We start from the raw sequence: 25,050 nt of genomic DNA on the forward strand, positions 1-25,050 counted from the left end.
CTCTCGGCTTGCCGAGGCATTCTCAAATGCTCAGTTATGCGTGGAGTTTCCTTGCTCTTGAGCCTTGCGATACAGCGATTGCAGGGTGTTGCGATGGAAATCTCTGCTGCACCTGATCTTGTTCTGTTGGCGCTGTGCGATTTTGACCCCGTCTTACGGAGTTCATTGACCTACCTCGACGACCCAGAAATATGCTTTAACAGATACCGTCAAAGCAGAATGCCGGTCAGCGAAAACCAACACGCAGTGTCAAAACTGCAGATCGCTACCCTATTGATCAAAGACATCCGCGAAAAAACGATTGTTCATCTGCTGCTCCGACCATAGCGGACCGTACGTGGAAAATCAGAGGCGATTCAGATCTGATAGAATGCGTCGCTGATCCCTTCAGGATTTCCAGCCGTATGTTCAATTTCCTTGTTACTTCTTTAGACGGCGCCTGGGATTACCCCGGCTACGAATACGATAGAAGCCGCTTCCTCGAGTACACAAGCGATGACATTGCTGCGAGCTTTCAGGAGCTAAAGGAACCGCAGTTAAAGGCCCTGATGGAATTACCATGCCTGTTCGCCTATGAAGGTACCCAAGAGGCCATGCGTGTTGGCCGACTGAAGGTAAAATTGCGCAACGGTGGGCGATCGCTTTATGTCGAGCCGGTGTTCGATGAGAGCATAGCCCCCATAGATTTCGAGCTGATTAAACCCCTGCAACCTGCTCTGGATATTCGCGACTGGGAGATCAATCGTACCCACTGGGCTATCAAGGACGAGGATCTCTTTGAGGTCTTAAGGCGGGCAAACCTCGCTCCAGCCCATGCAGAAAGCTCAAAGGTCGTCAAAGCTGACCTCCCGCCTGCGTCGTCCCCCGAAGTCCAGGCAAACAGCGTTGGTGCATTTATTGAACACGTTTTCCGTCTTAACCATGGCGGAAGAGAGGTGTTCTATCGAGGTCATTCTAATAGTAAGAAATATCGGCTTGAGCCTTCGATTTTTCGAAAAGACGAGCGTGGAAATTTTATTTACCGAGATGCGGAAGACCGGATGTATAGGGAGCTACTAGTTTCCAACTCTGTGGACTTCGGTGGTGATATCTACACTCTTGATCGTCTCGTCCGGATGCAGCATTACTCTCTGCCGTCCAGACTGCTCGACATCACGTCCAACCCGTTGATCGGTTTATATTTTGCCTGTAAGAGCCACCTTGACCAAGATGGGGAAGTCATCGTGTTCTCCATGGATCGAGATCAGATCAAGTATTTTGATTCAGATACTGCCAGCTGTATTGCGAACCTAACTCGAGTTTCGAAGGGCTCGAAGGACACCATAGATTTTAGCACTAATGATATCCGTAAGTTTAACAAGCAGAAACCAATCAAACAATTGTTGCATTTTATTAAAGAAGAGAAGCCTTTCTTTGAAGGACGGCTGGAACCCCGTCATCTGCGATCCGTTATATGCGTTAAAGGTAAGCACACCAATAGCCGCATCGCGTTTCAGTCCGGTGCATTCTTGCTTTTCGGAGATGAGGCTATTCTGGACGAGGGCGGGACACCTGACATTACGGTCAATCGCATCGCCGTGACGAACAAACAGAAGGTGCTTCAGGAGCTAGATCAACTGAACATCAACGAGAGTACTGTGTTCCCCTATATTGAAAACTCAGCTAAGTACATCGCACAAAAATTTGCGTTTCGGGAAGCTGATCTGTTGCCGTAGTATATCTTCTGTCAATCCATGCTAAATATTGAATGCTGGATCTGCCTCGATCCGTTACTTGCACGATACCATCGCAAACTAGTGATTTGGGGGAGGTCTAGCCCTGCTAATCCAATTGCGGTGGAGCTCATGGGACGTTGTCAGCCTTTGAGATCTGATCGTCTATTTCTGACTGATTGGTGCCTGTCGCGAAGGAATTTTTTCGACCCAGGGGTGCCGTTGACGAACAGAAGGACAGCGCCTCAGGATGGATAATGAAGCGGTAAAGCAGCGAATGTAAACTTCAGAGTCATCTCTGCATTTCGATTCCCACCAAGGGGGCCGTTGAAATTTAATTTTTTTCGATTCTAAGAAAAGGATTATCAAGTGGCGTCAATTCAAAAAATAGCTTCGGATCCTCAATCAAGTAGCCCTTCAAGGTTGTTTTCTTCCTAGGGCCTTGCACTTGGCATGTCCAGATATTCAGACCGTTGTCTCGCTTCCGGTGAATCTTCAGCTTCTCGAACTGCTTCTGCACCCATCGCCATTCCTCACCTGCGGAATCGGCCCCTAGTGAGATGCCCGGAAACTCCTGAACGTAGCGCTGAAAAAGGCCGGGCGTGACCAGAAATACAGTACCGCTCACCGTATGGATTTTGGCCTTGCTGTCATTGATGATCAGCTTGTGACTCAGGATGCCTTCCTTGACCCACTTCAGGAATTCCTGGCCTGGGTTATCCAATTGAAGCGTTGAAGTCTCGCCAGCATTTTCTGACGGTGCGTCACCGGCCTCAGGCTCTTCCAACTCGAACATGTCCAGCAGCGTGCCGAGGTAATCGGCCTCCTCGAGCGCCATGAGATCCGGCTGCGGTTGGCTTTGAGCTGATCCTGCACTGACTGTCTCGGGCGCAGGTGTTGGTATCTGGGTGTCAGTTGAGTGGTCATGGGCTGCAATGCTCACTGTTCCGCTGAAAGCCTCGGGCCGGTCTTTGTTCCCCCAAATCAACGCCGGTTGAAGGCGCAGAAAAGTGAAACTCTGCTGCCAGGTTCCCTGTGTCACAAGCGCGGTCCAGATGGCTTTACCTTCCGGCGTGGACTCAACCAATCCATGTGACTGCAGCTCGTCAAACACCGCGAGATTGGACGAGGGAATGCCTTCAATCGATTGCGACAGCAGATAGGCTCGCAGCTTGTCCGTGACCGTCTTGCTGACGAGCCAGAGCGCGTCCTGGGTCAGCCATCCCGCGGCACCTGGCTGGTTGAGTTTCAGTTCGTGCTGAACCAGATGACGCAGTCCGCTGATCAAGTGATGTTGCAGCGAATGAATCGGTGCTTGCAGCACCTTGCTCGGGTTACCACCGATGTTCTGTGTGGTGGAAACGCGGTCGGCCTGCATCACCAACTCACCGAGCACGCCGGCACGTTCGTACTGGCCCGCCAGGACATAAAGCAGATTGGCCCACAGTGACGGAAATCCACTGAGCCAATCGAGGATTGGACGGTCGAGAATTTGGGTGTAGAGCAAGCCTGCGGCGGCACCGTGCAGGTGGTAGTCACGGCCCTTGATGTAACGAAAACGGTAGGGCTGATCCAGGGCTCCCTGCCAAGGATGCCAAAGATGGCCGTCTTGGCGTTCGACCAGCAGGTCCACTGCGATCTTGCCGATGTCATGCAGCAGTGCACCATAGGCGATGCCTGCGGACCAGGCATCGGTCTGGGCGGCTTGATCTTCGGGTGCGGCGCCGGTGGGAAGCAGATACGACTGACGCAACTTCAAACTACAAGCGACCAGCTCCAACCCATGGTCGAGCATGCCGCCAAGATAAGCATGGTGGTGCGTCTCGCTGGCTGGAAGCTGCTGGACCAGCTCGGCGTAGCGATGGATCGGATTTAAATAGAGCTGCCTGAACTGCTGATGGGAGAGGGCGGTGTACTGCCAGATGCGATCGAGCAACTGGCGGCGATGCTCGGCTGCTAACAAGCTCTGGGACGATTCGATGGGCAGGTACCCATCGGCGACGTTTACGGTTGGTGGCGGAGGAGGCTTTTGCCTTTTTTGCCGAAACAGACTGAGCATCATGGTCCTCCCGGGAACTGGCAAAGTCAGTTGCCTTTTAGCCTTTTCGGATAGGGCTCTTACCCTTGACTCCCCATTCCCTTCCAACCCTTACCGGTCCTTTTGACGCGGTTCCCTTTGTGCGGCAATTGGAATATCGATTTGTCCTGGTGCCGTTTTGTTGGATGCGCATGCTGGTACGAAAAAGGAAAGTGTCGGTACACTGCGGTGCGAATTTTATTGGGTCTTGCCATGAACCTCACTGACGCCACGCTCGTGCTGCTGCTCGCGGCACGTATCCATGGAACAGACGAAGCCGTCAGGGCCTCGGCGAAAAGCGTGGTCAAGAAGCTTCCGCGCAGCAAGCGTGATCTGATCTACAAGGTGATCGACAGCCGAAGTCCACTCGAGCTGGTGGATTACCTGGCTGAGAATCTGGATACGTAACGGTGTACTGCGGTTACGGGATTACCTCATGTTCTTTGCGTCAGAGCTCCGCAGTGTGGGGATTTTTCTGGGCACAGAAAAAGGGTCCAACTCGTGTTGGACCCTGTGAAGCGATTGCAGCAGTGAGGTAACGATCAAGCTCCATCGTTCATGCATCGCGAATTATCCATTACCGTCTGCTTCTGTTGCTGCTCCAGGTCGAGCACATACTCCGAGGCGCATCGGGCCTGGCCACTGGCGCGGAAAATCGCGCGGTTGTCAGACTTGAGCAGGCCGAGCCAGGAGTCGATATAGCCCTCGTGCCGAAGCTCTCCCCGTATACCGGCGTAGGCACATAAAAAAGCGGCGCCCATTTCGGCGATCAATTCTTCAAATGCATAGCCTGGCGAGCCAAATGGACACGGAGAGGTCACGCCTTCGCGCTGCAATCGAGAGCGGTGTCCGGTCCAGTGCGTCAGCTCGTGAAGTGCAGTGGCGTAGTATCCACCTTGATCGTTGAATTGCGATTTTGTCGGCAGTTGGATGAGATCCCTGATCGGGTGGTAAAAGGCTTCGTCGGCAAATCGATGAATGATATTCGCGCCCGAACTTAGCAACAGGCTTTCGGCAGTACTGTTGGGGAAGAAGGGATCGCTCGATTCCGTATCGAGCACCGTTTCGTTGAGCGTTTCGAGCCCCTCCGTTTGCTCGATGTTGAACAGAAAATGCGTCCTGAGAATCCCGAAATGAGCAACCTTGGGTTGACCGTTTTCATCGAGTACGGGTTGGCCTGATTCGGTCTGTTCCTCGCGTTCCATCGGTTTGTAGAGCACTGCCAGGGTGCTGTGCTCACCCTTCCGGATGTGCCCGCCGGCTTTTTTGGCTTGGTTGAAGGTTAGCCAACGATCTTGAGTGAACCCCTGCAATCGGGCCTCGGCCCAGAGCAACGGTAAATTGATGCCCGAATAGGGACGCTGCGTGATGGCGTTGATGGGATAGGGCTGATGATGAGCGACGGCAGTTGAGCCATTTGAGGACCAGGGTTTGATCCAGGGCGCTACGCCTTGGTCTAACGCGGTAACGATCTTGTCTGTCACGTCTTGGTAGATATTGCGCATGGCATTTCCCTCGAAAAACCGGAGGAACGCCTTGCCCGTCGGGGAGGGTTCCCCGGTGGGTATTGATTGGATTGGTGCAGGACTGCGTATAGCCTGAGTTGGATCAGTGGCCGGGTATGGCCGTTTGCGTTTAGCGTTGCGGCTCTTCCGCAAGCGCTATCAGTAAGGCGTTAGGCTGGTCTGATGCCTGAAGCAGGCTGAGGCTCAGTCGCAGCAATGGTTCATGTTCTGCATTGCTCGCTGAGACGAACTTGACGACCTCAAACGCCACGTAGGGTGCGGTTGGATCGGCCAGGTGAGCTTTGAAGGCTGCGCGTACGATGTTGCTCAGCCTATCGAGCTGCAGCTTTTCAGGATGACTTGAACCATCGAGCAATACTGCGTGTTGCCACGCGTCTGGAGTGAACACAACGGGCAAGCGCAGAGTGTTCAGTGCTTCGCTTGTGAGTGAGTCGGACATGGTGTGCCTCCGTTTATAGCGCGAAGAAACCTGCCCCATAGGGGAAAGAATTTCCCCGCGGTGGTTGAAGAAAAACAAGATGGGTTAGGACGAGCCGAGCTCGAAAGACGCTTGGGGAGCAGTAGGCGTTCATCACCGTGAAGCGTGACCGTGCGAGCCACCGAACGCTAATCGCACTTGGGGCGAACCATCACCGGAGTGACGTAGCTTTGAAGGCTCTGGCTACCTGGGAAGGTGCTGTTGATAACAGCGATCCGTACCCTCTATGTAGCTGGATGATGTGGATGGGTCAACGGCCATACAGGCGCGGATGCACAAGCTGCGTCTTCTGTCTTCCAGTGAAGAGTTTTTCGACCGAGCAAGCTGATAAACGGTTAAGCAAGGGCGGTTTTCAGTAGTAGTCTGTAGTCTCGATTACCACAGAAACACGCTCAGAGGAGGGCGCAATCATGCCGGCTCAGCAGCCACTTCAAATCTCCCGCACACACCGCTGGGCATATGCATGCGGTATGTGCGCAAAACGTGGTTATCGCAAGTTAAAAGGGTTTGAGTCCCGCGTAGTTAAACGTGCGGTGGCGACAGGCATACCTGCAGGTGGGCTATTGGTTCGTGGGGGCTTTCTGGTTACGAAGCTGGCATTGCTCCTTGGGTTGCTCTTTATCGGTTTCTGGTTGGTCGCTTCTGTGGTGACGATGATCGCTGTGATTGGACTTCTGGTGTCCAAGACTACCATTGATGCGGATATTAAAGAGGCGGCACCCGGGCCAGACTACCTTGGTGCCGACCTCTACATCGGTGACTTCGACGACAACGGGCATTACATCGGCGACAGCAAATCATCTAATTGAGCGGCTAGCCGCCCCCACTATTTGATCCGTACCTTTGCTTGCTGAATCACTTGCTGCTTTGCTGCCGTTCGCCAACATGCCTTGAATCCCGTTTCCTATTGCATATCCTGTCCAGCTCATAGCTCCAAGGAACAGCATAGGCAGTACGATGAACATTGCCCCCATCACATACTCAATCACCTGCGCCGTGACCGTTCCATCCATAAATCCGGATGTCGGCAGCGACAATAGCACCTGATTGGAAATCGACACTTGGTTGTACAAAGTGTCGAGCATGCTGGAGTCAACCCAACGGGCCAACTCCCACCAGAACGTCAGCATATGCAGCGTGAACAGCGCGAACGTCACCGTCATGACGGTCTTTAGCTGATAGGTACTCACGAGTAGGATTAGCGGCAAGCTGATGATGACACCCATGATCAGGAAAGCCTGCACCATCGGCAGAGCGGCGCGTAGCGCGTTCATCGCCGGGAAGTTGCTGAAGGAGCCGAGGGCCAGCCCAGTGTTGGTCGCCAGATTATTGAGCCCCTGATTGATCGACCCACCGCGAGCACTGGAGCCGTAGTCCTGATACACCTGTCCGGGCGACATGGACATCGATTGTTGGCGCGGGCTGACCAGTTCGCGCAGGGTGGCATCCTCAATCTCGTTACTCGAACGGCCAGTCAACCAACCTTTTAGCTGAGTCAGCAGCGAAGGATCGACTTGCTCGATCAAGCGCTCGCGCAACCCGACACCGTTGTCACTCCACCACTGTCTGCAAGTGGGGTAGCCCGCGCCATTCTCCAACCGTGGCAAGGAAGTATCTCGGGTTTCCTCATAGGGCCAACTGACTCGCGGTGTCCGTGAGCGATCAGTGTCGTAGTAGCCCGGAGTGTCTAGAAAATAGCTTGAGCCGATCCAGGACGCATCATGACTTTGTGCCTTGTCCAGCTGCGGACGATTGGTGAACAGCCGAGAGCGGGAATAGCCGTAGCAGTCGCGAGTAAAATCGGCGACTTCCTGTAGCAACACTTGGTTATCAATGCGAGAACTGTCGATCTCCATGCGCATCTGTCGGATGTCCGGTGCGCAGGGAATGGAGGCGGTGGCCGCTGCAGTCACTCCTTTACTCAAGGCGTGCACCAGAAACCACCAGATTGGCACGTTGGCAGAGCGCTCTCCGATGGTGTTGAAAGTGGTACCCCAGGCGGTTTCCGCTGGCTTGGCCACGCTGACACCGCAGCGTTGGCTCGCTGCATCGTCGAACGCCATTGAAGCGAGGTTTAGCGGAAAGACCGGCGCGCAGCCGAACAATACGACAATGTAGGCCAGCCAAAGCCGGTTCTCGATTCGAGGTACCGAGAGCAATCCTTTGTTGCCTTCATCAGCGCCTTGCTGACGGGCCGACAACCACTCTTGCAAGATGATCGCGCCGAAGGGCGCAGCGAATAGTCCAGTATCGGACATGACGTTCCAGATACCGTTGTTGATGATCCATGCCAGCAGGGAGAGGTAAAACTCCAAGTAGCTGTTGGTGCTCATGAGCATGGTGGTGACCTCACAATCGAGTGAGCTCGACGCAGGTAAAGAGCAAGAGCCCTAATGTCCCGATGCGTTTCACGCGCAGTCGATCCTGGGGTCGATGTCGGTAGCCCCGAAGCAGATCCCACCAGAGCGCAAAGAGGGCGCCGTAGAGCAGGGCGCGCCACCACCGCAGATAAGATCGTACGGATTCGATTGCCTGCTGCCATGCCTCGAAACTACCCAGCGCAGTACGGCCGATCCAGGCCACCAGTGCGGCGGTCAGGATCATCAGCACGGCAATCCCCAGACTGGAAAGCAACGTGAATAGCGGTGAGCGCTTCATGGCTCACTTGCGCCGGGCGTCAGCGTCGTTGAGTCGGCCGGGCTCGGGGTCGCCTTGCTCGACGGTGCGCGAAGCATCGGCACCACCGGCATGCCGATCAAGCACCAGGCTGGCAGTATTGGTGGCCAGTATCTGCCGGACCTGCAACTCGGTCTGCAGCAGGCGTATTTCGCGCTCCAGAACGTCGATGTTTTTCGTCAAGGCGGTCTGAGCCGGCTCAGCGGAAGCGATGTTCGGTTCGTGGCTGCCTGCCAGCAGCGTGCGCAATAGCAGGAGCGCTTTGTCGAGCACGCTGGACAGGGCCGTCTCACTGGCCAGGCGCCGCGCCAGGAGTTCCTGATCAGGATCGTCGCGCAGGGCTTCGATCACACCGCGGGTGACCGGCAGCATCGGGCTGGAGGCTTTCGCCAGGTTGTCTGGGGTAGGCGGTAGTGAACCCGACAGCAGCCCTTGCAGGGCCTGGAGGCGTTCGCTGTAGGCCTCCTGGATCAACGGCGTCAACCCGCTGCCTGCGGTCGCACGCAGGGTTTCGCAGGTGTCGCAGGTCGCGACTTCGCTTTCGCCCAATACCCGAACGGCCCATTCGGACTCCTCCTGGGGCGAAGCCCAGGTCTGGCAAATAGCCCCGCCTAAGCAGTCGCTGCTACTAATCGAGGAGTTGTCATCCACCGTACGGTTATGCAGCAGGTTATAGCCGGCGCGCACCACGTCGGAAGTCACCCTAATGGGCGTCTGCCCGTTACCTCCGGCCTTTGAGCCACCAACCCAGGACACCCCATTGTTGCCGTTATGGGCCTCGGTGTTTTTCACCGCGGCCACCGCATCACCGCCGGTCTGCTCCAGGTTGCCCTGCATCTCCTGGTTCTTGGCCAGCGCGCCCCAGCCGGCTTGACCGACCTTGTCAGCCATCTTCTCGGCCATGGCCTGGCAGGTCAGTTTGGAACGGTCGAAGTCGATGCGCCCTTGCATCACCCCGTTACTCAACAGCTCATAAAGCCCGGGGTTGGCGCGCTGGATGATCAACGCAGGCAGCGACATCACCGCTTGGGTCGCGTTCTGCACAATGCTGCCCATGATCTGCTGGAACCCTTCGGTGACGCCGTTCAACTGGTTTTGCAAGGTGTTGGTGAGGCTCATGTTTCCGCACATCATGTTCGCCTGCCAGGACCCGCCGACACCGAGTCCGTTGGGGCGATAGAGCGAGCTCGGCGAGCCCGCTGCCGCGCCGCCACCGATGGTGTACATCACCCGGTCGTCGAGCACTTCGCCTTGAGTGCCTAGACGGTAATCGTCCTCGGCGGCATGGGCATGCGTGGCCACGGCGAGCAGCCCGCAGAGCAACAAGCTCATCGGGCCCAACCATGATCCTGCGAGAAGTCGACTCATGACGTACCACCTTCGAAGTCGATGCTGAACAGGAGGGTCTGTCCCTCACGCTTGCAGCAACTATAGGGACGCCACAGCGACCAGGAGTAGCCGCCATCCACGCTCTGCACCGGTTCACTGGGGAAGATGGCACATGTGGGTTGAACCCGGGGGGAGAGCAATTGCCATTTGTGGGTCGAAGCGTCATTTTCCATGATCGGACCGGGCGGCCAGTATCCGTCGCGTGGAACAGGTGTGAGCGGTAAGTACGCATGTGGCTGCCAGTTGCGAGTAATGAAATCACCCGCCCGTTGCGCCATCACCGCAGCGGCTTTGAAGTCGTCGGGTTGTACCAGAAATCCTTGCCGGGGATAGACGTTGCCCCACATGTTTCCCGCGATCTGATGACCGATCTCACGGACCCCCGGTATCAGCGACTCGGGGTAAAGGCTTTCCGGTATGCCCAGGCGCCAGGCCAGCGAGTCCAGAGTGCTCAGGTAGTAGGGCATGAACGCAGTAGCGCCGCTGGCGCAGGCGTAGCCGGATTGCGAAGCCAGTTGTGTGGCGACCCAGCCACCAGGGTGACCGATGCCATCGATGTTCTTGAAGCGGGGTAGGTTGTCGCGCTGGGTGTTCGGCGTGATCAGGTTACCGCCACCTTCCGCACCATTGATGGGAACGGAGAGGGTGGCCATCTCGGTCCATGGATTATTGCCGGTAGTGGCGTAGCTCGAAACCACCAGCTCAGGAATGAAATGACGCACCTTGGTCGAGGTTTTGACTGTGCAGCCGAGGGGTGTGCACAGGAGCCAGAAACAAATAGCGACGACCCTGTATTCGAGACAGCTTGGCGAAAGTGCAGAGGACGTAATGCTACCGGTGTCCAGCGCCATGCTTGGGCCGCACGCTAGCAGCACGCTCAGCGCCAATGGCCGTAGCTTTGTGGGCGGGATGGACGAGCAGGCAACGGGCATGATCCAGGCTCTCGGTGTATGGCCTGGGCAGGTTCGGTTAGGGACTGAAGAATGTCAGCGGGTATTATGAAGGCGGATCTGCCGGATTTGTGAGACGTGAGACTATTATTTGACGTGAAGGGTGCTGCGCAGGATATCGGGTTCTACAAGTAGCTGATCTGCGGTAACTTCGAAAATATTGGCGAGTTTGCATAGGACCAGCAATGACGGATTGCCCGTGCATCGTTCGATTTGACTGACGTAGGTACGATCCAGCTCGGCCATGAGCGCCAATTGCTCTTGGGTCAGGTTTTTCACGCGTCGCATCAAGCGGATGTTTTCCGCCAACTGCAGACGGAGCTGTTCGAAGTCTTGAGTCATGCGCGCAAATTGCGCCTTGAGGGACTCTCAATCCACGGGATATAGTCTACATTGGCATTGATCTAGGCTATTTGATGCCCTTGCCTGTTATCGAGCGCTCATTTGGTGTCGTTAAGATTTCGAGGCTGGACTGCGCGTCTAACAATAAATCAGAAATCTAGGGTGTGTATGGACGAAAACTACGTTTCAATTCCTGCGGCGGATGGTTGCTCGAGTCTTCTGACACCTTGGGGCAACGAATTTGCCCCAATGATCGAACGTGGCGTGCAATGCGCCCAGGCTTGGCTTGATACGTCCGGCGAGATTCCACTGTGGTGGGAATTGGCGCAAACGCGCAAAACCTTTCCTGTCGGTGACTGCCAGGATGCTTTTGAAGCAGGTTTTTTGTTGAGGATTCAGCAGCGGCTAAGCAGTGTGCCACCCAGCCCAAATCAAGGCTGAAAAGAACTTCCCTAAAGACGCGTTCAAACACAAAGCTCGAACCGCTCCCAGAGTTCAGCCAGCGTTTCGGCTGCTGAAACCCCAATACCAGCGCTCTTGCAGAGTTGGTATTGGGTAATCGCCACCAGCGTCTAGTTAACCGCGTCTTTCAGCGATTTACCGGCTTTGAAACTAGGCGTCTTCGAGGCCGCGATCTTGAGGGTGGCGCCCGTTTGAGGGTTACGTCCGTCGCGCGCTGCGCGCGCCTTGACCGCAAAGGTACCAAATCCAACCAAAGTGACGTTTTCACCGCCTTTCAACGCAGTGGATATGATGGTTGTGAGGGCATCCAGTGCGCGTCCGGCGGTGGACTTCGGCAGGTCGGCGGAGCTCGCTATGGCCTCGATTAGATCGTTTTTGTTCATGTGTGACTCCTTCCGCTTGGCTGAGTGTCGACGAGTAATCTACTCAGATAGTCCTTGGATATCTACCACAAAACCGCACTCCAGCCCTGCGCAGACGTAACGCTATTTGGTCTTCAAGTCTATCCTAACGTCCCGATTCCTCGGGCCTGGTCAATACGCTCAGCTACCTGGAAAGCCGCTTCCAACTCCGAGCAACCGTTCTCCTGCATCAACCTCCAGCGCTCGGCTTTTTCCTCCGGCTCCGTCATGGCCAAGGCGAGATAGAGGCTGGGTGGTACGGCTCGAAACAGCGTTTCGAGTTTTTTCGACAGCACGACCCCCTCAGTGTATTTCCCGGGCTCCTTACTGGCGGAGAGCAACAAAGCTATCTGTGCCGGCGTGAGCTTCTTGAAGCGGGCGATTTCCTCTATTTCCGCAGGTGGCATGTTCAAACAAATCCACCATTCGATCATGTTGAGCATGGTCTGCGCGGCAGTGGGGAAGTCGGCAAGGTTTTGCGTCGCCAGCCAGAACCAGGCCCCGAGCTTGCGCCACATCTTCGTCCCCTTGACTACAAATGGCGCCAGTAGCGGGTTCTTGGTGATGATATGGCCTTCGTCGGTGACCATGATGATTGGTCGACCCAAGTACTGGTCGCGCTCGGCAAGGTTGTTCACGGTGTTCATCAGGCTGATGTAGCTGATGGACATCTGGGCTTCATAGCCTTCGCGAGCGTACGTGGCCAGATCGACAACGGTCACATCGCTTTCGGGCCAAGGCGTACCCTCGCGATCGAACAGTTCGCCCTCGAATCCCTGGCAAAACAGGTCGATGGACTCGCCCATTTCCTGGGCACGTTCACGACGCTTCTCCGGTAAGTGCAAGTCGACGGCGGTGCGCAGCAAGGCGTCACGCACATCGCGGGTCAGTACCTGGCGACCCGCCGCGACACATGCCTGTGCCGCATCGAAAATGCACTCGCGGATCAGGCTGCGATCAGCCCGGCTCAGACGAGCTTCTTCCTTGGCCTCGCCGCCGGTGATCATCAGGCGAGCGGTGATTTCCAATTCGCCAAGCACATCGCGTTGGTCTTCGCGACTGGCTACCGCCTCATCGTCCCACTCATCAATCGACAGGTTCGCCACTTGATCCGGCTGCTCGACAAGGCGCCGGGCATCGGCGAACGGGGCGAGGCTGATCGAGGTGCCAGGTTTCAGTTGGACCTTGTTGACCGACAGATCCTGTGTTGCGAAGTAGTCGCCCTGCAAACCAAACGAATTGCCGGCCTCGACGATAAACAGGCGAGGGCGGTACACCGCCATGACCTGCATCAGCAGGGTGACCAGGGTGGCCGACTTGCCGGCACCGGTCGGACCGAACAAGAGCAGATGACCGTTCATGGCCCGGTCCAGGCGTGACAGCGGATCAAAGCTCAACGGCGAGCCACCACGATTGAACAGGGTGATACCCGGGTGACCGGTGCCGGTGCTGCGGCCCCACACCGGAACCAGGTTCGCCAGGTGCTGGGCGAACATCAGGCGGGTGTACCAGTTGCGCGTGTCGCGGGCCGGGTTATAGGCCATCGGCAACCAACGCAGGTAGCTGTTGCAGGCGGCGACTTCATCGCCTTCGCGTACCGGTTGTAGCCCCGCGCCCAACAGCGCGTTGGCCAGGCTGACCGAGCGCTGGTGCAGTTGCTGTTCATCGTGGCCGCGCACGTAGAACGCCAGGGTGCCGCGGTACAGCTTGTGCTGGCGACCGATGATCGCGCGAGCCTCTTCGACATCCTGACGGGTCTGGGTCGAGGCTAGGTTTTCACCGATGGCTTTGCGCGCCAATCGGTTTAACTGATCTTCGAGCACATCCTGCGGGTTGACCACCAAGGTCAGACTCATCACCGTGCCTTCGGGTAACTGGTCGAACAGGGCATTGACTGCATCACCCTTACGGGTTTCTCCGGTGAGTTGACCAATCGACGGTGCCCGTCGCAGTTTGTCCACCACCATGACCCGATGGGGTTGCCCATCGAAGTACCAGAGTCCTCGTTGCACATCCGAACACGGTTCGTTGAAGAACAACCGTTCGGCGAAGTCGTGATCGAAGGGCAATTCCAGCGACCCGCCATCAGCAGGCTCTGGATAGGCAACACGTTGGTAAAAGCCCTCGGGCGTTTCATTCGTGAGCCTGGGTGCCGGATTGAACCAGGGCAATAACCAGGCATACAAACTGCGGCCATCAACGCGTGCCGATTGCACGCCGCACGCCTGCAACGAAGCCGCAATACGTTCGCAAGCCTGCTGCAGGGATTGAACAGGGGGGAGTCCCGTCTCGTCGGCGCCAGACTCAAGCCAGCGATAGACCACCAGGCGCACCCGGCGGTTATTGCCACGCCAGGGTAGGCGCGTGACCACCTTATCTTCGAACAGGCCACCGGGTTTGGCGATGGCCTGCATATGGCGGCGGCTGAGTTCCAGGTAAGCTTCGGTGAAGACCGTGCCTCGCGCGCTGTCCTGAATATGATTGGTGAGCTGGGTCAGGTAGGGGATGAAGTCGTTGTCGTCCTGGCAGAAAAACTGCGCCACCCAAGGCGCTTGATCGAGCTCGTCAAAGCTATCCTGCAGGGCGTCCTCAAGGGCATCGCGGGCGGCCATCAACCAATCGGGTTCGCGCCCTTCGGTGCCGATGGGCAGTAGTTCAAACACCGCGCCCACTGAGCGATTGTCATCAAGCAGAAAACACTGCTCGGTATCGAGGTATTCGACCCAAGGCAGGTGATCAGTGAAGCTGGGATTGTGCGTATAGAGTGCAGCTTCATCGGCCAAGGTGGCGCGAGGGCGCGCTGAGTGGCGCCAGGCCTTCCACGCGGCAGTGCAGTTGCCCGAATTGTGGGTACGCACTACAGGTCTTCCTGTCGTTCACCAGGCAGTGCGTATTGCACCCGTTGGTAGAACGGAAAGACAGTTGAGTAACCCGGCACCGGTGCCTGCTCGGTACCGCTCAAATGTGGGTATACGTACAGTACCAGATCGGGATTGGGCAGGCGAGGGAACAGGCTGTGGATCTCGTTCGCTGCGGTGCGCGTATACGGTTCCTGGAGAGAAGCGGAGAAGTCTGCCTGAGCCAGCGGACGGCGTAGCTGCTGCCGAGCATTCAGCAGTTGCTGCTGGGTTCCTTGCGAACCGGCACCGTTCCAGATGTCCAGCATGGTTTGCTCGCCATGGGGCAGAAGCGTCTCCTTGTCGGTGGAACACCCCGCCAGGCCCCAGCAGAACAGGCTAATCCAGGTCAGGCAAAGAGGCATGGTCTTTTTCATGGCGAACGCTCCGGCCCTTGGGCTCGTAGTCGATGGTGATCTCATGGTCGAGGTGCAGCGCGACTTGGGCGGCCGGCGGCACGTATACGGCAGCAAAGGCTTCGCCGTAGAGTTTGTTGATCCACTCACGGATGTCGCTGACCCCGCCACTGAGAATTGAATTCAGCGCGCTATTACCACTGCTGCTGGTGATTCCGAGCGTACTGCCGCCCGAACTGATCACGCTGCTGTTGTTCTGTCCATCCCCGAGCAAGGAGGCGACACCGGCGCCAGCTGCCGTGATCAGACTTTGGCTGCCGAGGTACTGCTGAGCGTTTGAGCGGCGCTCACCGGCAATGCAAGGAATGCCATACGGATCGGACAGGTAACCGAGTCCACCGCGGATCTTGTCGGTGTTCGAGCTTTGGGTGGTGGAGGCATTGCGGCTGGCTACCGCCTTCGGCTGAGGCACTGTGCGAATGGTGCCGTTTGTGAACACGAAAGTGATCGACTCGACTTGCCCGCGAACGCAGGATAGCGTCCAGTCACCGGACGCTGTGCCACTCATCACGGCGCCCGCGACGTCTGGCAGGTCGATGCCGTTAGCCGTCAGGTTCTCCGGACCAACCAGTACCTTGAAGGGGTAGGGATCATTCACGGTGCCGTCCACTGGGACTCGGCCGATCAACGCAGTCATGGCGACCGAACCCATCAATGTCGCGTTTTCGGGAATGGTGTAGATCGGCTTCGCGCCTTCGGCACGATCGACGGATCGCGCCAGGTCGTGCTTATTGTTGGTGACCGCACCTAGCGGCTTCTGGCTGCGATCAATAACGTTATCTTTCAAACCTTCCAATGAGTCGAAGGCGGTAGGCAGACTCAGTGCGGAGGAGGTCTTGGTTTTGCCTCGGCCGTCGGTGGACGGAGTATCCGAGGGCTCAATCCACTGCAGCGCATCATCGGCAGAATGCTGCCCTTCGAACTGAGCACCGTCGCTTGGCTCAAGCCCCAATCCGATCGGCATGTCCTTGTCTTTGCCGGTCAGCCCCGAGAGCTGTTCCTGCAATTGTGTCAGCAGACCACGGGCCTGGCGACTGTCCTGTTCCGCTTTGAGTCGCGCTTCGTTGGCTTGGCGCCGGCCTTCATCGACCTGCTGGGTTACGCTGCCAAGCGCGGTCTGGATGCGCGAATCGACACTGTTTTCCCGCTCGCGAAGGCGGTTGTTCTCCGTCTGCAGCGAGTCGTTATGTTTTTTCAGACCGAGCATGTCGGTGCGCATGGCCTTCACCTGGCCGACCAAGGTGGCAACCGTGTCACGTGGGGTATCACCCGCAATGCCGAGCGACTTGGCCTGCTCGGCGGATAACTGGAGGTTGTCCTGAGCAGGCAGACTGTCTGACGAAGGCGAGGTACCACCCGCAACCCAAGTTTTCAGGATGATGAACACCACGCCTAGCAGCACAGCCGGTACCAGCCATTTGAGCAAGGCGTTAGCTTTCATCGTCAGCACCTCGTGCAACGGGCGGGAGCGGCACGGCGTGTTCGAGGCCGGCACCGTGGGTGACGAGGTAGGCAACCGTGGTGTCTTCAGGGCTGCCGACAGGCCCGAGGAAAGCATGCTGGAAGGACGCGGCGAACAACTTGGCCTGAAGCTGACGCGGGTCGAGTTGCACCATCGCTACACCACGGTTGCGTAACTTCACCGCCGTTACCCAGTAATCACCGAGTCGCCATGCGGCGATGGGCGTGCTGGACACGTTTTCAGTCGGAAGCAGGGTCGACAGTGCGGTGCGCAGCTTGAGCGGGACGCGACGTATGCCGGGCAGAGGCTCAACGGTACGTAGAGGTGCGTACAGGCTTTGTGCGGCGTAGCGCGTCAAAGCGACCGGGATCGGCGTACGTTCTGGAACAGGGGCGGTGCTAGATTCAGCCTCGGTAGCTTGCACCTGAGCATTCTTGAGAATACGCACGGGCTCCAGAGGCTGATCGCCGGGCGTGGCCGCGATATCCAGGAGGATAATCTCTCCCGTCGAGACCGATTGCAGTTGCAGGCGGGTCGGAGCAATGGCTTCCGACGCTCGCAGGTACAGCGTGCCGCCGGTTGATTGCACGCGCAGCTTGCCCGTCAGGGTTGAGGGCACACCGACTCGAACAGCCTCATCGACAAAGACCACTCGCTCCTGATTGATAACCAGCGGGACCGCAAGGGGAAGGCGCTCCCAGTGCATCAGCTCGACGGCCTGCGCTGAAACTCCCCATAGCATCAGTGCGATGGTGAGCCCCAGGGTAGAAACCCGCGTCATGGCTCACCTCCAGGCAGAGCAATTTTTTGCGGCGTGCCCTGATAACAGTCCAGTGCCAGCCCCCACTTATTGCGCTCGGGATCCAGATCAAAACGCACCACGCGCAGTGGATAACGCACCACCACCCGTTTCACCGGTTCGGCCGCGTAGTACTCGTCGGCGTTGAGGTCGAGGGTGACCAGCCAGCTATCGCGATCGAGTTGCTTGACCCTGAGCTCCGGATCTTCGCTGTAGCCTCGGCCCAGAATTTCGTAGACACCACGTACCCGCTGGCGCAGTTCGCCAGCGGCCTTGCGGTACTCGTAGTCGCCGTCGAGGAAGGCTTTGCAGGCGGGTGTCAGGTAGGACTGCAAGCTGTAGATAGCGCGGCGGTAATCCTGTTCGCCATCCGAAGGCCAGCGGTTAAGTTGACCGAAGATGTATAGGGCGAAGGCATAGACATTCTCTGAGGGGATATCCCACCACTTGCGCGTGCTGCCCGAGCGCAGATCCGGCGGGACATGCACAGTCAGATCGGTCGGTGCCGAGCGCCAGCCATACCAGAGTCCGGCACAGAGCAAGGCAAGGATCATTACCGCTAGACGTAGGCTGAAAATGTGGGCCTGTTGGGCGTCCACCTTGTTTCGAAAGCGACTCATTGTTGCCACCGGGACAGGGCAGGGCGCGGCCGATGCGAACGGCGAACCGTCCAAGCGCCGGAATGGAGAATTAAACTTCCGCGACCCAGGTGCCAGCGGCTGGCGAGTATCCACTCCAGCTTGCGGTACAACCAGGTCTCGGGGCGGGCGCGTTTGGCCCGACGCAGTAGCGCGCCACCGGCAAATAACACCACCGCCATGCCTGCGATCATGCTGGTCGGCGCCACAGCAATGGAGGAGGTGGCAATCGCCAAAGGGACACCCAGCACCAAGCCGATGAATGCGCCGACACCGAGCGCTACCCACATCTCATCATTGGTCAAACCGCGCAACACGGCGGGATCACGATTGAGTCGCTCGGGCAGAAAAACCAAGGTGCCATCGACAAGGCGTTCGATAGTGTCGTTCATGTCGACCTCACAGAATTGCGGCAGCCTTCGTCAGGAACCAGATGATGATCACCACCAGCAGGGCTCCGATGCCGACTACGGCGCCGAGGTCTTTCCAAGTCTTGCGCTGGTTTTGCACGTCGGCGTATACGGTCAACGAATGCCAAGCCACACCAAGAAAAGCGAGCAGGGCGATCAGCAGACCGAGCAAGATGCCGCCGTCGTAAGCGTAGTTTTTGATCGTCTCGATCAATCCGGAACCTTCGCCACGTGAAGGAGCTTCCATGGTGGGAAGCTCGGCAAAAGCCAGGCTTGGACCTAGTACCAACAGCAGACCGATCAAGCGCTGACTCGCACGATCACGCAGGTTGTTTTTCAGGGGGGCAAGGCACTTGAGCATGGCGGCGATCTCCTGGTTTAGGAAAGGGTGAAGAACATCAGAACCAACAACGCGAGCAACACGCGTGCAGTGCTGCCACCGAAGGCACCGAAGCGCACACTGCCCGCGGCCCAACCCCGGTAAGCCGTCCACATCACCCAGGCACACCACAGCAAAGCCAGGACCAGAACCATGGAGATCCACAGCGTCGAGCTGCTCTGTGCCGAAAAGCCGGAGGCGTTATGGAAGGCAGCCGTTTGAGCGTCAGTCATGCTCATGGCGAAGCCTCCGCTTGCGGGGTATCAAGGCGGTAATCGCCGACCATTTCATGGGGATCGCGGGGCTGGGCACGGGACGGGGATAGGTAACTTCGCACACCTTGGCGGATGCGCTGGATGTCTTGAGTTAGGCGGGGATAGTCGAAGCGATAGCGATCGTCGGGTTCAGCCGTGCGGGCTACCTCAGCTCGCGTCGCAAGACGTTCGATAGTGTCGAGTTGCCGCTGGATAAGGCTGAAATGATCCTGCTCATGAGCCGAGGCGGCATCGCTGCTGCCGTGAACGATAGCTAGCGAGAGTAGTAAGCAGCGAAAGACGGTAGTCGGCATGATGTTGTCCCGTATGGAGCTGGGAACAGAATCAAGTCAGCGGGCGAATTATTCAGCATTAAACGCGAGGTGGGACGTATCGCTTTTTTGGAGGAGAACCGAATAGGTTTACACGCATATACATAGGCAATCGATTCGGTGCAAAAGAAGGCTCAGACAGCTCTCAGTCCAAAAAAGATGTGTTTTTCATGAGGCAATGAGTGGGTCGGCTCATGCATGAGGCAGTATGGGTGACGAAGAGCGAATCATCGCTTAGCATTGGAATGTTCGTTTCTCAATAATCTCTCCTGAAGGAAGTTTTCATATGTCTCGTTTGGCTGAATTTCGTAAGCTTGAGCAACAACTCGCCGAACAGCTCGCAGAGCTTGAGTCGATGAAAAGTGATTCCGGCTTGAAAAAAGAAATGGAATTTGAGAGCAAATTGCGGGCGTTGCTTGGCGAGTACGGCTTCAGCTTGAAGAACATTATCAGCATCCTGGACCTAGAGGCTGGCCGTCGTTCCTCGGCACCGATAGCAGCCCCTGTAAAAGCAGCCCGTAAAGCTCGCGATGTAAAAATTTACAAAAAACCGGACTCTGGTGAGCTGATCGAAACCAAGGGAGGTAACCATCGGCAGTTGAAAGAATGGAAAGTCGAGTTTGGCGCGGACGTTGTAGAGTCGTGGCGTACTCAGTAAGATCGGCTTGACGAGGGCTTTGCAAGGGCCCTTTTTTGCTACTGAGGATGCTGAATTCTCAGTGCGAATCTTGATCCCACTTCTTCACCAATCCTCAAAGATACTTCTTAAATGTAGTTGCCGTGATTGCTACTGTAATACCAAGCATTACGGCACAAGGCAAAAATACGACCATAGGATTGAGTGAAAAGGGCAGGGATAGGTAAATAATCCAGGGCGCAAGCAATAGCGGTATCACTCCTCGTTTAGCGCGGTGATAGACGAAGCTACTCTCTCGTCCAGCACCAAATTTGCGCAGGTCGCGACGCATCAGACCATCGATAAAACCGGTGAGAGAGGCCAGCAGAAACAAGGGTGTGGCCAGAGCCAGAATGGTCAGGCGCACCACGAAGGTAAAGGCCACATACACAGCGGCCATTACGAAGTCCTCGATGCTTACGTAGAGCTGGTTGATCCAGCTCCAGAAGCCGTTGCCCTGGCTCGACACCCGCGCCTGCCGTGCGAAGTCCGCGAAGCCAGTCTTGACCAATAACCATTGATTGAGAAAATCCAGCCACTGGACAATCGTCTGTCCAGGTTGTTGGAGGATTAGAGAAGATTTGAAGTGCTCACTCAGCCAGCCCAGTTCGTTCGCCAACATGGCTTGGCTGTGCCGACAACCCTGATCGCCCCAGAACAGCAGCAAACCGGCGTACTCAATGAGTATCGAGAACAGCAACGAGGCGATCAGCAAACCGATAATGCGTAAGACCAAGCCAATAACCGAGACGATCAATCCCGGGCGCTGGATCGGTTGTGGCGGCGTGTTCTGTACGGAAGTCGCCATCCTTTACTCCATTGCGCACCGTTAAGTTGATGCTGCCACGGCGCCTGCCGAATACCTGTTTGCTGAATCAAAACCTGTAACGGGGCGGGCTACCCCACCTGATCCAGATCGAAGTTGGTTGTTGGGCCGCTTCCGCTCGCGCTCCACCATTGCCCTGCTTGTTCGTTATAAGTGGCTCGCATCCGCTGAGTGAGCTCCTGCAGGTCCTTGGGCATGGCATCGTTGTTGGAGGGTTTTGGCAATGGCATGCGGACTTTCCAGAGCTGGCCGCCGGCCTGGAAGGAGAACATCTGCCCCTTTGGCAAACTGACGATACTCGCTGGTTCGATCAGTGGCACACTGGTGCTGCTGACGCGATCCTGCGAAGACGAAGTGAAGTCTGTATTGGCCTCAGGATCGGAGGTGTCTGTAGCGCCTGAGACCAGAGTCTTGGTCAGAACGTTGACCTTGGGTAACTGCTGGGTGAGTAACTCCGCGGTAGCGGTTTCACGCACGCGTAGCATCTGCAGGGTGTTGAAATTGCCGATCACCTGGCCGGCCTTGGCCCGGTTACCGATTCGCGCTTCGATGTCGCTGAGGGTCTGGGTGTAGGCCGTCACCTGAATGCCGGCGCCACCTCCCTTGTTTATAAGCGGGATGAACTCGTCGCCCATCAACTCGTTGAACTCATCGGCGTGCAGGTTGATCGGTAGCTTCTCACTGCTGCTGCCTGCGGGCAGGCCGTGGTCAATGCCATGTTTGTAGATGTGGCCCGCAACCGAGACCAAGTCGGCGAACATGGAATTGCCCACGGCGGCGGCCACCTCTGCATCGGTCAGCGCATCCAGGCCGACGTAAACGATGCCGCGTTTTCGGATGATTTGCATCCAGTCGAAGATCGGCCGCGGATCATCTAAATCGGTGTAGTTGGGCGCCAGTAATTGGGCGGTCTTGCCGGTGGTGAGTTTCTCCAGCAGCGGCAGTAGCGAGGCAACGATTTTGTCGAAGTAAGTACGGTCGTAGCGCACCGCTGAGCGCAATCCGTCCAGCACCGGGTCAAATACTCGTTTCGCCGCCAGGTATTGTTCGATGGCGACCACGCGCTTTTCTCGTCCCACCATATGCCGGGGGATGTTCTTCTCGGTGAGCTTGCTTTCAAGCTGGACAATCACTTCCCACGCTTTTGGGTCGATCTTGGCGAAAAACTGCTGGGCGTATTCTATAAACAGCGCGTCGATGTTGACCACATGTCGCTGAATTTGCAGGTAGTCCGGACGTCGGCCCAACTCGATTAGGGCGCGGGCGATGATGTTGACGAAACGCCAGGCGAACTCGCGAAACGCCGCCGAGTTACCTTCACCACTGAGCTGCCCAGCGATGCGCGACGCCACTTCCGAGATGCGCCCGAAACGTCCCACGGCGTTGTAGCGGGCGGAGATCTCCGGCCAGCCTAGATGGAAAACATAGAACTCCTTTTGCCGACCAGCGCGTTTGGCTTCTACGTACATGCGTTTGAGCAAATCGGCATCGCCCTTCGGATCGAAGACGATGACCACTTCATGTTCGACGCGGTGAATGTCCTGGGTGATGTACACCTCGGCGAGCCGCGTCTTGCCAACACGGGTCGTGCCCAGCACGAGGGTATGTCCGACTCGTTCACCCAACGGCAGACTGACTTCCGTTTCGTCGGGCTCAACCCCATGCAACAGCGGTGAGCCACCGACTGGAGGTAAAGGGCGCAACGGATTAAAGGCGCTGTTCCAGGCCGTGATACGGGCCAGTGTCGAGAGCGGAAACGGTGCATGTTCCAGGCGTCGTTCGAGTTCACGGGCCAGACGATAGCTGGTCGATTGGTCGACATAGTGGGCGACGGTCGGATCCTGGGCCTCGACCAAGCGCTGGGTGTGCAGGCGGGTCCAGCGAAAGCCGCGGCCCATGAACAGACGTTTGCGGCTCACCGGAATCTGCCGGCTGGTCAGCTCGTAGCGAGGCAGCCGGCGGATATTGCGCCGATAGCGCAACACCTCCCAGGCTTGTCGCAGGCGGATCAAACCGAACAGGGCATAGGCCAGCGCCGCAATCAGTCCGATCTCGGGTGATAGGGCCACGGCCCAGGGCGAATACACGCATAACACCGCCGCGGCGACGCAGATCGCCACGGTATACAGTTCAACTGCTGGCCGGAGTTTGGACTCCATCGCATGCTCGGCCATGACCCAGACTCACTGTTCCAGTGAGGTGGCTGTGATTAAGACAGGGTAGTGCTCAATTTTCAGGCGAGCGGCGATGTCGTTGCCGTTGACCGGTAGGATGGTAATGCCCGGCGCGGCTGCTCGAATTCGGGCCAGGGCTTCAGTATCGGTCACTTCGACGGCGAGGCCGGCCGCCCCCATTTCTTGCAGTTCAGTCGCGCGCTGATGCAGCCAAGCCAACGATTGGGGATCCTCCCCGACAAGGAAAAATGGCTGCAAGCCCGGCATGTCCAGGGTACGAGTTGTGATTTGGCCTGGGCTCAAGTGAGAGCTGCGCACGGGCAGTATCCAGGTTTCATCGGCAAATGCAGATAGGTCTGCATGTATGGCCCGAGTAGGCTGGGTCTTGTTGTTTATTGGCGGCCTGGAAGCTTCAAACTGGGGGCGGGTGACACCGCCAGGCTGAACTTCTGCAAACGACAGTCCCGGCTCGGCGAGCGCAGCCAAGAGCACGGCGAAGTAATACGCACTGGGAATTCGCTTCATGGTGGTGTGCCCTGTTTAAAGGAAACCTGCAGTCGTTCGAGTTGTTGAGAAAAGCCGGCGCGGTAACGCGCGGCCGGCGTTCCTCCTGCCGGGCGGTGATATCGGCCAGCAGCTGACACCCAATCACCGGTGACGGCGTGATGCTCTTGCAGCAGCGCGGCAGTTACGGCCAGATTGCGGTAGGGTTCGAGGGCTTCGCAGGGACTGGAAAAATGCTGTCCGTGATAACCCAGGTTGATTTGCCCAAGCCCGGCATCGACGCGCTTGGCGTCATACCGAGCAAGCGCCTGAAGCAAGGCGTGACAGGCGGTCTGATGATTGGCGAAACGGTAAGGGCTACCGGCAATATTCAGCGTCCAGGGCCAGGGCAGCAGTCGACCACGGAGGCGGGCGCCACTCTCCTGCAGGGCAATCGCGAACAACACCGTGGAAGGTACGTTGGCGTCATGCGCTGCCAGTTGATAAGCCGGAGGCGGAAGTTCGTCTGCCCGGACGGCGTGCACCGTCAGCAGGAGCGCAATAGCAATCAATCGAGACGTTGCCATTGTCCGTTCACCTGCTGAAATGTGACGGGTAACGGTCTCGGGGCTCCCAGGCTGAACCAGCGCCCGCGATCATGGTTCAGGGTGATTTGCCGGTGTTGGACCTTGCTCGCATCAATGCCTGCTTGCCGCGCCCAGCCACGGACATGTTCATCCTCACCTTGGCTACCCACCAGGTAGATATCGAACGCTGTATCACTGCTTTGCAGACGCTGCGCTTCAGCGGTGCACGCAGGGCAATGGTCTTCGACAAACAGAGCGCGGCGCGGCTCTACCGGTGAGCTAGCAGTGGGCGGGGATGCCATACCCTGAATCGGCAACAGCCCAGGAAACAGCTTGGCCCAAGCTGCGGTGTAGGCGTTTTGGTAAGCCAACTCGCGCTCGGCGCGTTTGGCTTCCAGCGCTACTTGTAATTCGGCATAGCGCTGGCGCTCTTGGTCGTTCTCGGCTTCGACTCCGAGTGCGGTCAATGGATCGAGATTCGGGCTCCAGAAACCACGTGGGCCGGCTTGGATCTGTTCGAAGCGTGTCCACTCCTGCTCCGTCAGACCCCAGCTTGCCGCCTGTTCAGAGTGCGAACGCTCCAGCGGAGCAGACTGCGTGTCCTGGGTCCGTGACGGTGTCGTGACGGGGTTGCCCAGCGCAGCGCCCGTGCTCAGCAATGAAATGAAACAGACGATGGGGTTCAGCGGAGCTCTGTTCATGAT

General features: G+C 57.2%; 28 protein-coding genes. 5 read left to right on the plus strand and 23 right to left on the minus strand.

The annotated features are described in order from the left end of the window. The first annotated feature begins 404 nt into the window (after nucleotides 1–404). Complete coding sequence (locus LOY35_RS10775) at nucleotides 405–1,715, plus strand: FRG domain-containing protein (protein ID WP_258632362.1); 1,311 nt, start codon at nucleotides 405–407, stop codon at nucleotides 1,713–1,715. A gap of 331 nt (nucleotides 1,716–2,046) precedes the next feature. Here the strand turns inward: LOY35_RS10775 and mobH are convergent, their stop codons facing one another. Then, on the minus strand, nucleotides 2,047–3,771 hold the full coding sequence (mobH, locus tag LOY35_RS10780; protein ID WP_258633556.1) for a MobH family relaxase: 1,725 nt from the start codon (nucleotides 3,769–3,771) through the stop codon (nucleotides 2,047–2,049). 231 nt (nucleotides 3,772–4,002) lie between these two features. Here mobH and LOY35_RS10785 point away from each other — a divergent pair, with 231 nt between their 5' ends. Further along, nucleotides 4,003–4,197: a hypothetical protein gene (locus tag LOY35_RS10785; protein ID WP_025214500.1), complete on the plus strand. Its 195-nt coding sequence runs from the start codon at nucleotides 4,003–4,005 to the stop codon at nucleotides 4,195–4,197. A gap of 134 nt (nucleotides 4,198–4,331) precedes the next feature. On the opposite strand, the gene LOY35_RS10790 is transcribed toward LOY35_RS10785, so the two are convergent. Then, nucleotides 4,332–5,294 carry an ArdC family protein gene (locus tag LOY35_RS10790; RefSeq protein WP_258632364.1) on the minus strand — a complete coding sequence of 321 codons (963 nt, stop codon included), beginning with the start codon at nucleotides 5,292–5,294 and terminating at the stop codon, nucleotides 4,332–4,334. Between the two features lie 130 nt (nucleotides 5,295–5,424). Continuing rightward, nucleotides 5,425–5,754 (minus strand): hypothetical protein, encoded by a 330-nt coding sequence (locus LOY35_RS10795; protein WP_258632365.1) that lies wholly within the window; start codon nucleotides 5,752–5,754, stop codon nucleotides 5,425–5,427. 449 nt (nucleotides 5,755–6,203) lie between these two features. Here LOY35_RS10795 and LOY35_RS10800 point away from each other — a divergent pair, with 449 nt between their 5' ends. Continuing rightward, on the plus strand, nucleotides 6,204–6,602 hold the full coding sequence (locus LOY35_RS10800; RefSeq protein WP_258632367.1) for a DUF3742 family protein: 399 nt from the start codon (nucleotides 6,204–6,206) through the stop codon (nucleotides 6,600–6,602). Here LOY35_RS10800 and LOY35_RS10805 read toward each other — a convergent pair. From LOY35_RS10805 to LOY35_RS10825, 5 genes are all read right to left on the minus strand, one after another. Next, the gene (locus tag LOY35_RS10805) at nucleotides 6,591–8,132 is read right to left on the minus strand and encodes a conjugal transfer protein TraG N-terminal domain-containing protein (protein WP_258632369.1); all 1,542 of its coding nucleotides are present in this window, start codon (nucleotides 8,130–8,132) and stop codon (nucleotides 6,591–6,593) included. The two genes, LOY35_RS10800 and LOY35_RS10805, sit on opposite strands and share 12 nt — an antisense overlap. A gap of 10 nt (nucleotides 8,133–8,142) precedes the next feature. Next, nucleotides 8,143–8,451: a hypothetical protein gene (locus LOY35_RS10810; protein WP_258632371.1), complete on the minus strand. Its 309-nt coding sequence runs from the start codon at nucleotides 8,449–8,451 to the stop codon at nucleotides 8,143–8,145. Nucleotides 8,452–8,454: 3 nt separating this feature from the next. Then, entirely contained in the window at nucleotides 8,455–9,837 is a 1,383-nt protein-coding gene (locus LOY35_RS10815; protein ID WP_258632373.1) for an integrating conjugative element protein, read from the minus strand. Beyond that, nucleotides 9,834–10,790, minus strand: coding sequence for a TIGR03756 family integrating conjugative element protein (locus LOY35_RS10820; RefSeq protein WP_258632374.1), 957 nt, complete (start codon nucleotides 10,788–10,790; stop codon nucleotides 9,834–9,836). Before LOY35_RS10820 ends, LOY35_RS10815 begins: the two co-directional genes overlap by 4 nt. Before the next feature lie 105 nt (nucleotides 10,791–10,895). Then, the gene (locus tag LOY35_RS10825) at nucleotides 10,896–11,150 is read right to left on the minus strand and encodes a helix-turn-helix domain-containing protein (protein ID WP_258632375.1); all 255 of its coding nucleotides are present in this window, start codon (nucleotides 11,148–11,150) and stop codon (nucleotides 10,896–10,898) included. Nucleotides 11,151–11,318: 168 nt separating this feature from the next. On the opposite strand from LOY35_RS10825, the gene LOY35_RS10830 reads away from it, so the two are divergent. Beyond that, nucleotides 11,319–11,591 carry a LasR-specific antiactivator QslA gene (locus LOY35_RS10830; RefSeq protein ID WP_258632377.1) on the plus strand — a complete coding sequence of 91 codons (273 nt, stop codon included), beginning with the start codon at nucleotides 11,319–11,321 and terminating at the stop codon, nucleotides 11,589–11,591. A 131-nt stretch (nucleotides 11,592–11,722) separates the two neighbouring features. Here LOY35_RS10830 and LOY35_RS10835 read toward each other — a convergent pair whose 3' ends face one another. The 10 genes from LOY35_RS10835 to LOY35_RS10880 form a co-directional block, all read right to left on the minus strand. After that, nucleotides 11,723–11,995, minus strand: coding sequence for an HU family DNA-binding protein (locus LOY35_RS10835; RefSeq protein ID WP_258632379.1), 273 nt, complete (start codon nucleotides 11,993–11,995; stop codon nucleotides 11,723–11,725). Between the two features lie 119 nt (nucleotides 11,996–12,114). Continuing rightward, complete coding sequence (locus LOY35_RS10840) at nucleotides 12,115–14,871, minus strand: conjugative transfer ATPase (RefSeq protein WP_258632381.1); 2,757 nt, start codon at nucleotides 14,869–14,871, stop codon at nucleotides 12,115–12,117. Next, nucleotides 14,871–15,287, minus strand: coding sequence for a TIGR03751 family conjugal transfer lipoprotein (locus tag LOY35_RS10845; protein ID WP_258632383.1), 417 nt, complete (start codon nucleotides 15,285–15,287; stop codon nucleotides 14,871–14,873). Before LOY35_RS10845 ends, LOY35_RS10840 begins: the two co-directional genes overlap by 1 nt. Continuing rightward, the gene (locus tag LOY35_RS10850) at nucleotides 15,250–16,767 is read right to left on the minus strand and encodes a TIGR03752 family integrating conjugative element protein (RefSeq protein WP_258632385.1); all 1,518 of its coding nucleotides are present in this window, start codon (nucleotides 16,765–16,767) and stop codon (nucleotides 15,250–15,252) included. The genes LOY35_RS10845 and LOY35_RS10850 overlap by 38 nt, the downstream gene beginning before the upstream one ends. Continuing rightward, the gene (locus tag LOY35_RS10855) at nucleotides 16,757–17,569 is read right to left on the minus strand and encodes a TIGR03749 family integrating conjugative element protein (RefSeq protein ID WP_258632386.1); all 813 of its coding nucleotides are present in this window, start codon (nucleotides 17,567–17,569) and stop codon (nucleotides 16,757–16,759) included. The genes LOY35_RS10850 and LOY35_RS10855 overlap by 11 nt, the downstream gene beginning before the upstream one ends. After that, entirely contained in the window at nucleotides 17,566–18,207 is a 642-nt protein-coding gene (locus LOY35_RS10860) for a PFL_4703 family integrating conjugative element protein (RefSeq protein ID WP_258632388.1), read from the minus strand. The genes LOY35_RS10855 and LOY35_RS10860 overlap by 4 nt, the downstream gene beginning before the upstream one ends. Next, nucleotides 18,204–18,617 carry a TIGR03750 family conjugal transfer protein gene (locus LOY35_RS10865; RefSeq protein WP_258632390.1) on the minus strand — a complete coding sequence of 138 codons (414 nt, stop codon included), beginning with the start codon at nucleotides 18,615–18,617 and terminating at the stop codon, nucleotides 18,204–18,206. Before LOY35_RS10865 ends, LOY35_RS10860 begins: the two co-directional genes overlap by 4 nt. Before the next feature lie 7 nt (nucleotides 18,618–18,624). After that, nucleotides 18,625–18,996: a TIGR03745 family integrating conjugative element membrane protein gene (locus tag LOY35_RS10870; protein WP_060738069.1), complete on the minus strand. Its 372-nt coding sequence runs from the start codon at nucleotides 18,994–18,996 to the stop codon at nucleotides 18,625–18,627. Nucleotides 18,997–19,013: 17 nt separating this feature from the next. After that, nucleotides 19,014–19,253, minus strand: coding sequence for a TIGR03758 family integrating conjugative element protein (locus tag LOY35_RS10875; RefSeq protein ID WP_258632391.1), 240 nt, complete (start codon nucleotides 19,251–19,253; stop codon nucleotides 19,014–19,016). Beyond that, a complete protein-coding gene (locus tag LOY35_RS10880; protein WP_258632392.1) occupies nucleotides 19,250–19,582 on the minus strand; it encodes an RAQPRD family integrative conjugative element protein in 333 nt (110 codons plus the stop codon). The genes LOY35_RS10875 and LOY35_RS10880 overlap by 4 nt, the downstream gene beginning before the upstream one ends. 304 nt (nucleotides 19,583–19,886) lie before the next feature. Here LOY35_RS10880 and LOY35_RS10885 point away from each other — a divergent pair, with 304 nt between their 5' ends. After that, nucleotides 19,887–20,258: a histone-like nucleoid-structuring protein, MvaT/MvaU family gene (locus LOY35_RS10885; RefSeq protein ID WP_258632393.1), complete on the plus strand. Its 372-nt coding sequence runs from the start codon at nucleotides 19,887–19,889 to the stop codon at nucleotides 20,256–20,258. Between the two features lie 94 nt (nucleotides 20,259–20,352). Here the strand turns inward: LOY35_RS10885 and LOY35_RS10890 are convergent, their stop codons facing one another. The 5 genes from LOY35_RS10890 to LOY35_RS10910 all read right to left on the minus strand — a co-directional run bounded on the left by LOY35_RS10890 (nucleotide 20,353) and on the right by LOY35_RS10910 (nucleotide 25,047). Then, nucleotides 20,353–21,084: a TIGR03747 family integrating conjugative element membrane protein gene (locus LOY35_RS10890; RefSeq protein WP_258632394.1), complete on the minus strand. Its 732-nt coding sequence runs from the start codon at nucleotides 21,082–21,084 to the stop codon at nucleotides 20,353–20,355. Between the two features lie 89 nt (nucleotides 21,085–21,173). Further along, nucleotides 21,174–23,276, minus strand: a complete 2,103-nt coding sequence (gene traD, locus LOY35_RS10895) for a type IV conjugative transfer system coupling protein TraD (RefSeq protein WP_258632395.1) — start codon at nucleotides 23,274–23,276, stop codon at nucleotides 21,174–21,176. 9 nt (nucleotides 23,277–23,285) lie between these two features. Further along, nucleotides 23,286–23,801 (minus strand): integrating conjugative element protein, encoded by a 516-nt coding sequence (locus tag LOY35_RS10900; RefSeq protein WP_258632397.1) that lies wholly within the window; start codon nucleotides 23,799–23,801, stop codon nucleotides 23,286–23,288. After that, nucleotides 23,798–24,346: a lytic transglycosylase gene (locus LOY35_RS10905; protein ID WP_231808343.1), complete on the minus strand. Its 549-nt coding sequence runs from the start codon at nucleotides 24,344–24,346 to the stop codon at nucleotides 23,798–23,800. Before LOY35_RS10905 ends, LOY35_RS10900 begins: the two co-directional genes overlap by 4 nt. After that, nucleotides 24,328–25,047 carry a TIGR03759 family integrating conjugative element protein gene (locus LOY35_RS10910; protein ID WP_258632399.1) on the minus strand — a complete coding sequence of 240 codons (720 nt, stop codon included), beginning with the start codon at nucleotides 25,045–25,047 and terminating at the stop codon, nucleotides 24,328–24,330. The genes LOY35_RS10905 and LOY35_RS10910 overlap by 19 nt, the downstream gene beginning before the upstream one ends. Nucleotides 25,048–25,050 lie beyond the last annotated feature (3 nt).

This window comes from Pseudomonas sp. B21-028 (assembly GCF_024749045.1).
Lineage (GTDB): Bacteria > Pseudomonadota > Gammaproteobacteria > Pseudomonadales > Pseudomonadaceae > Aquipseudomonas.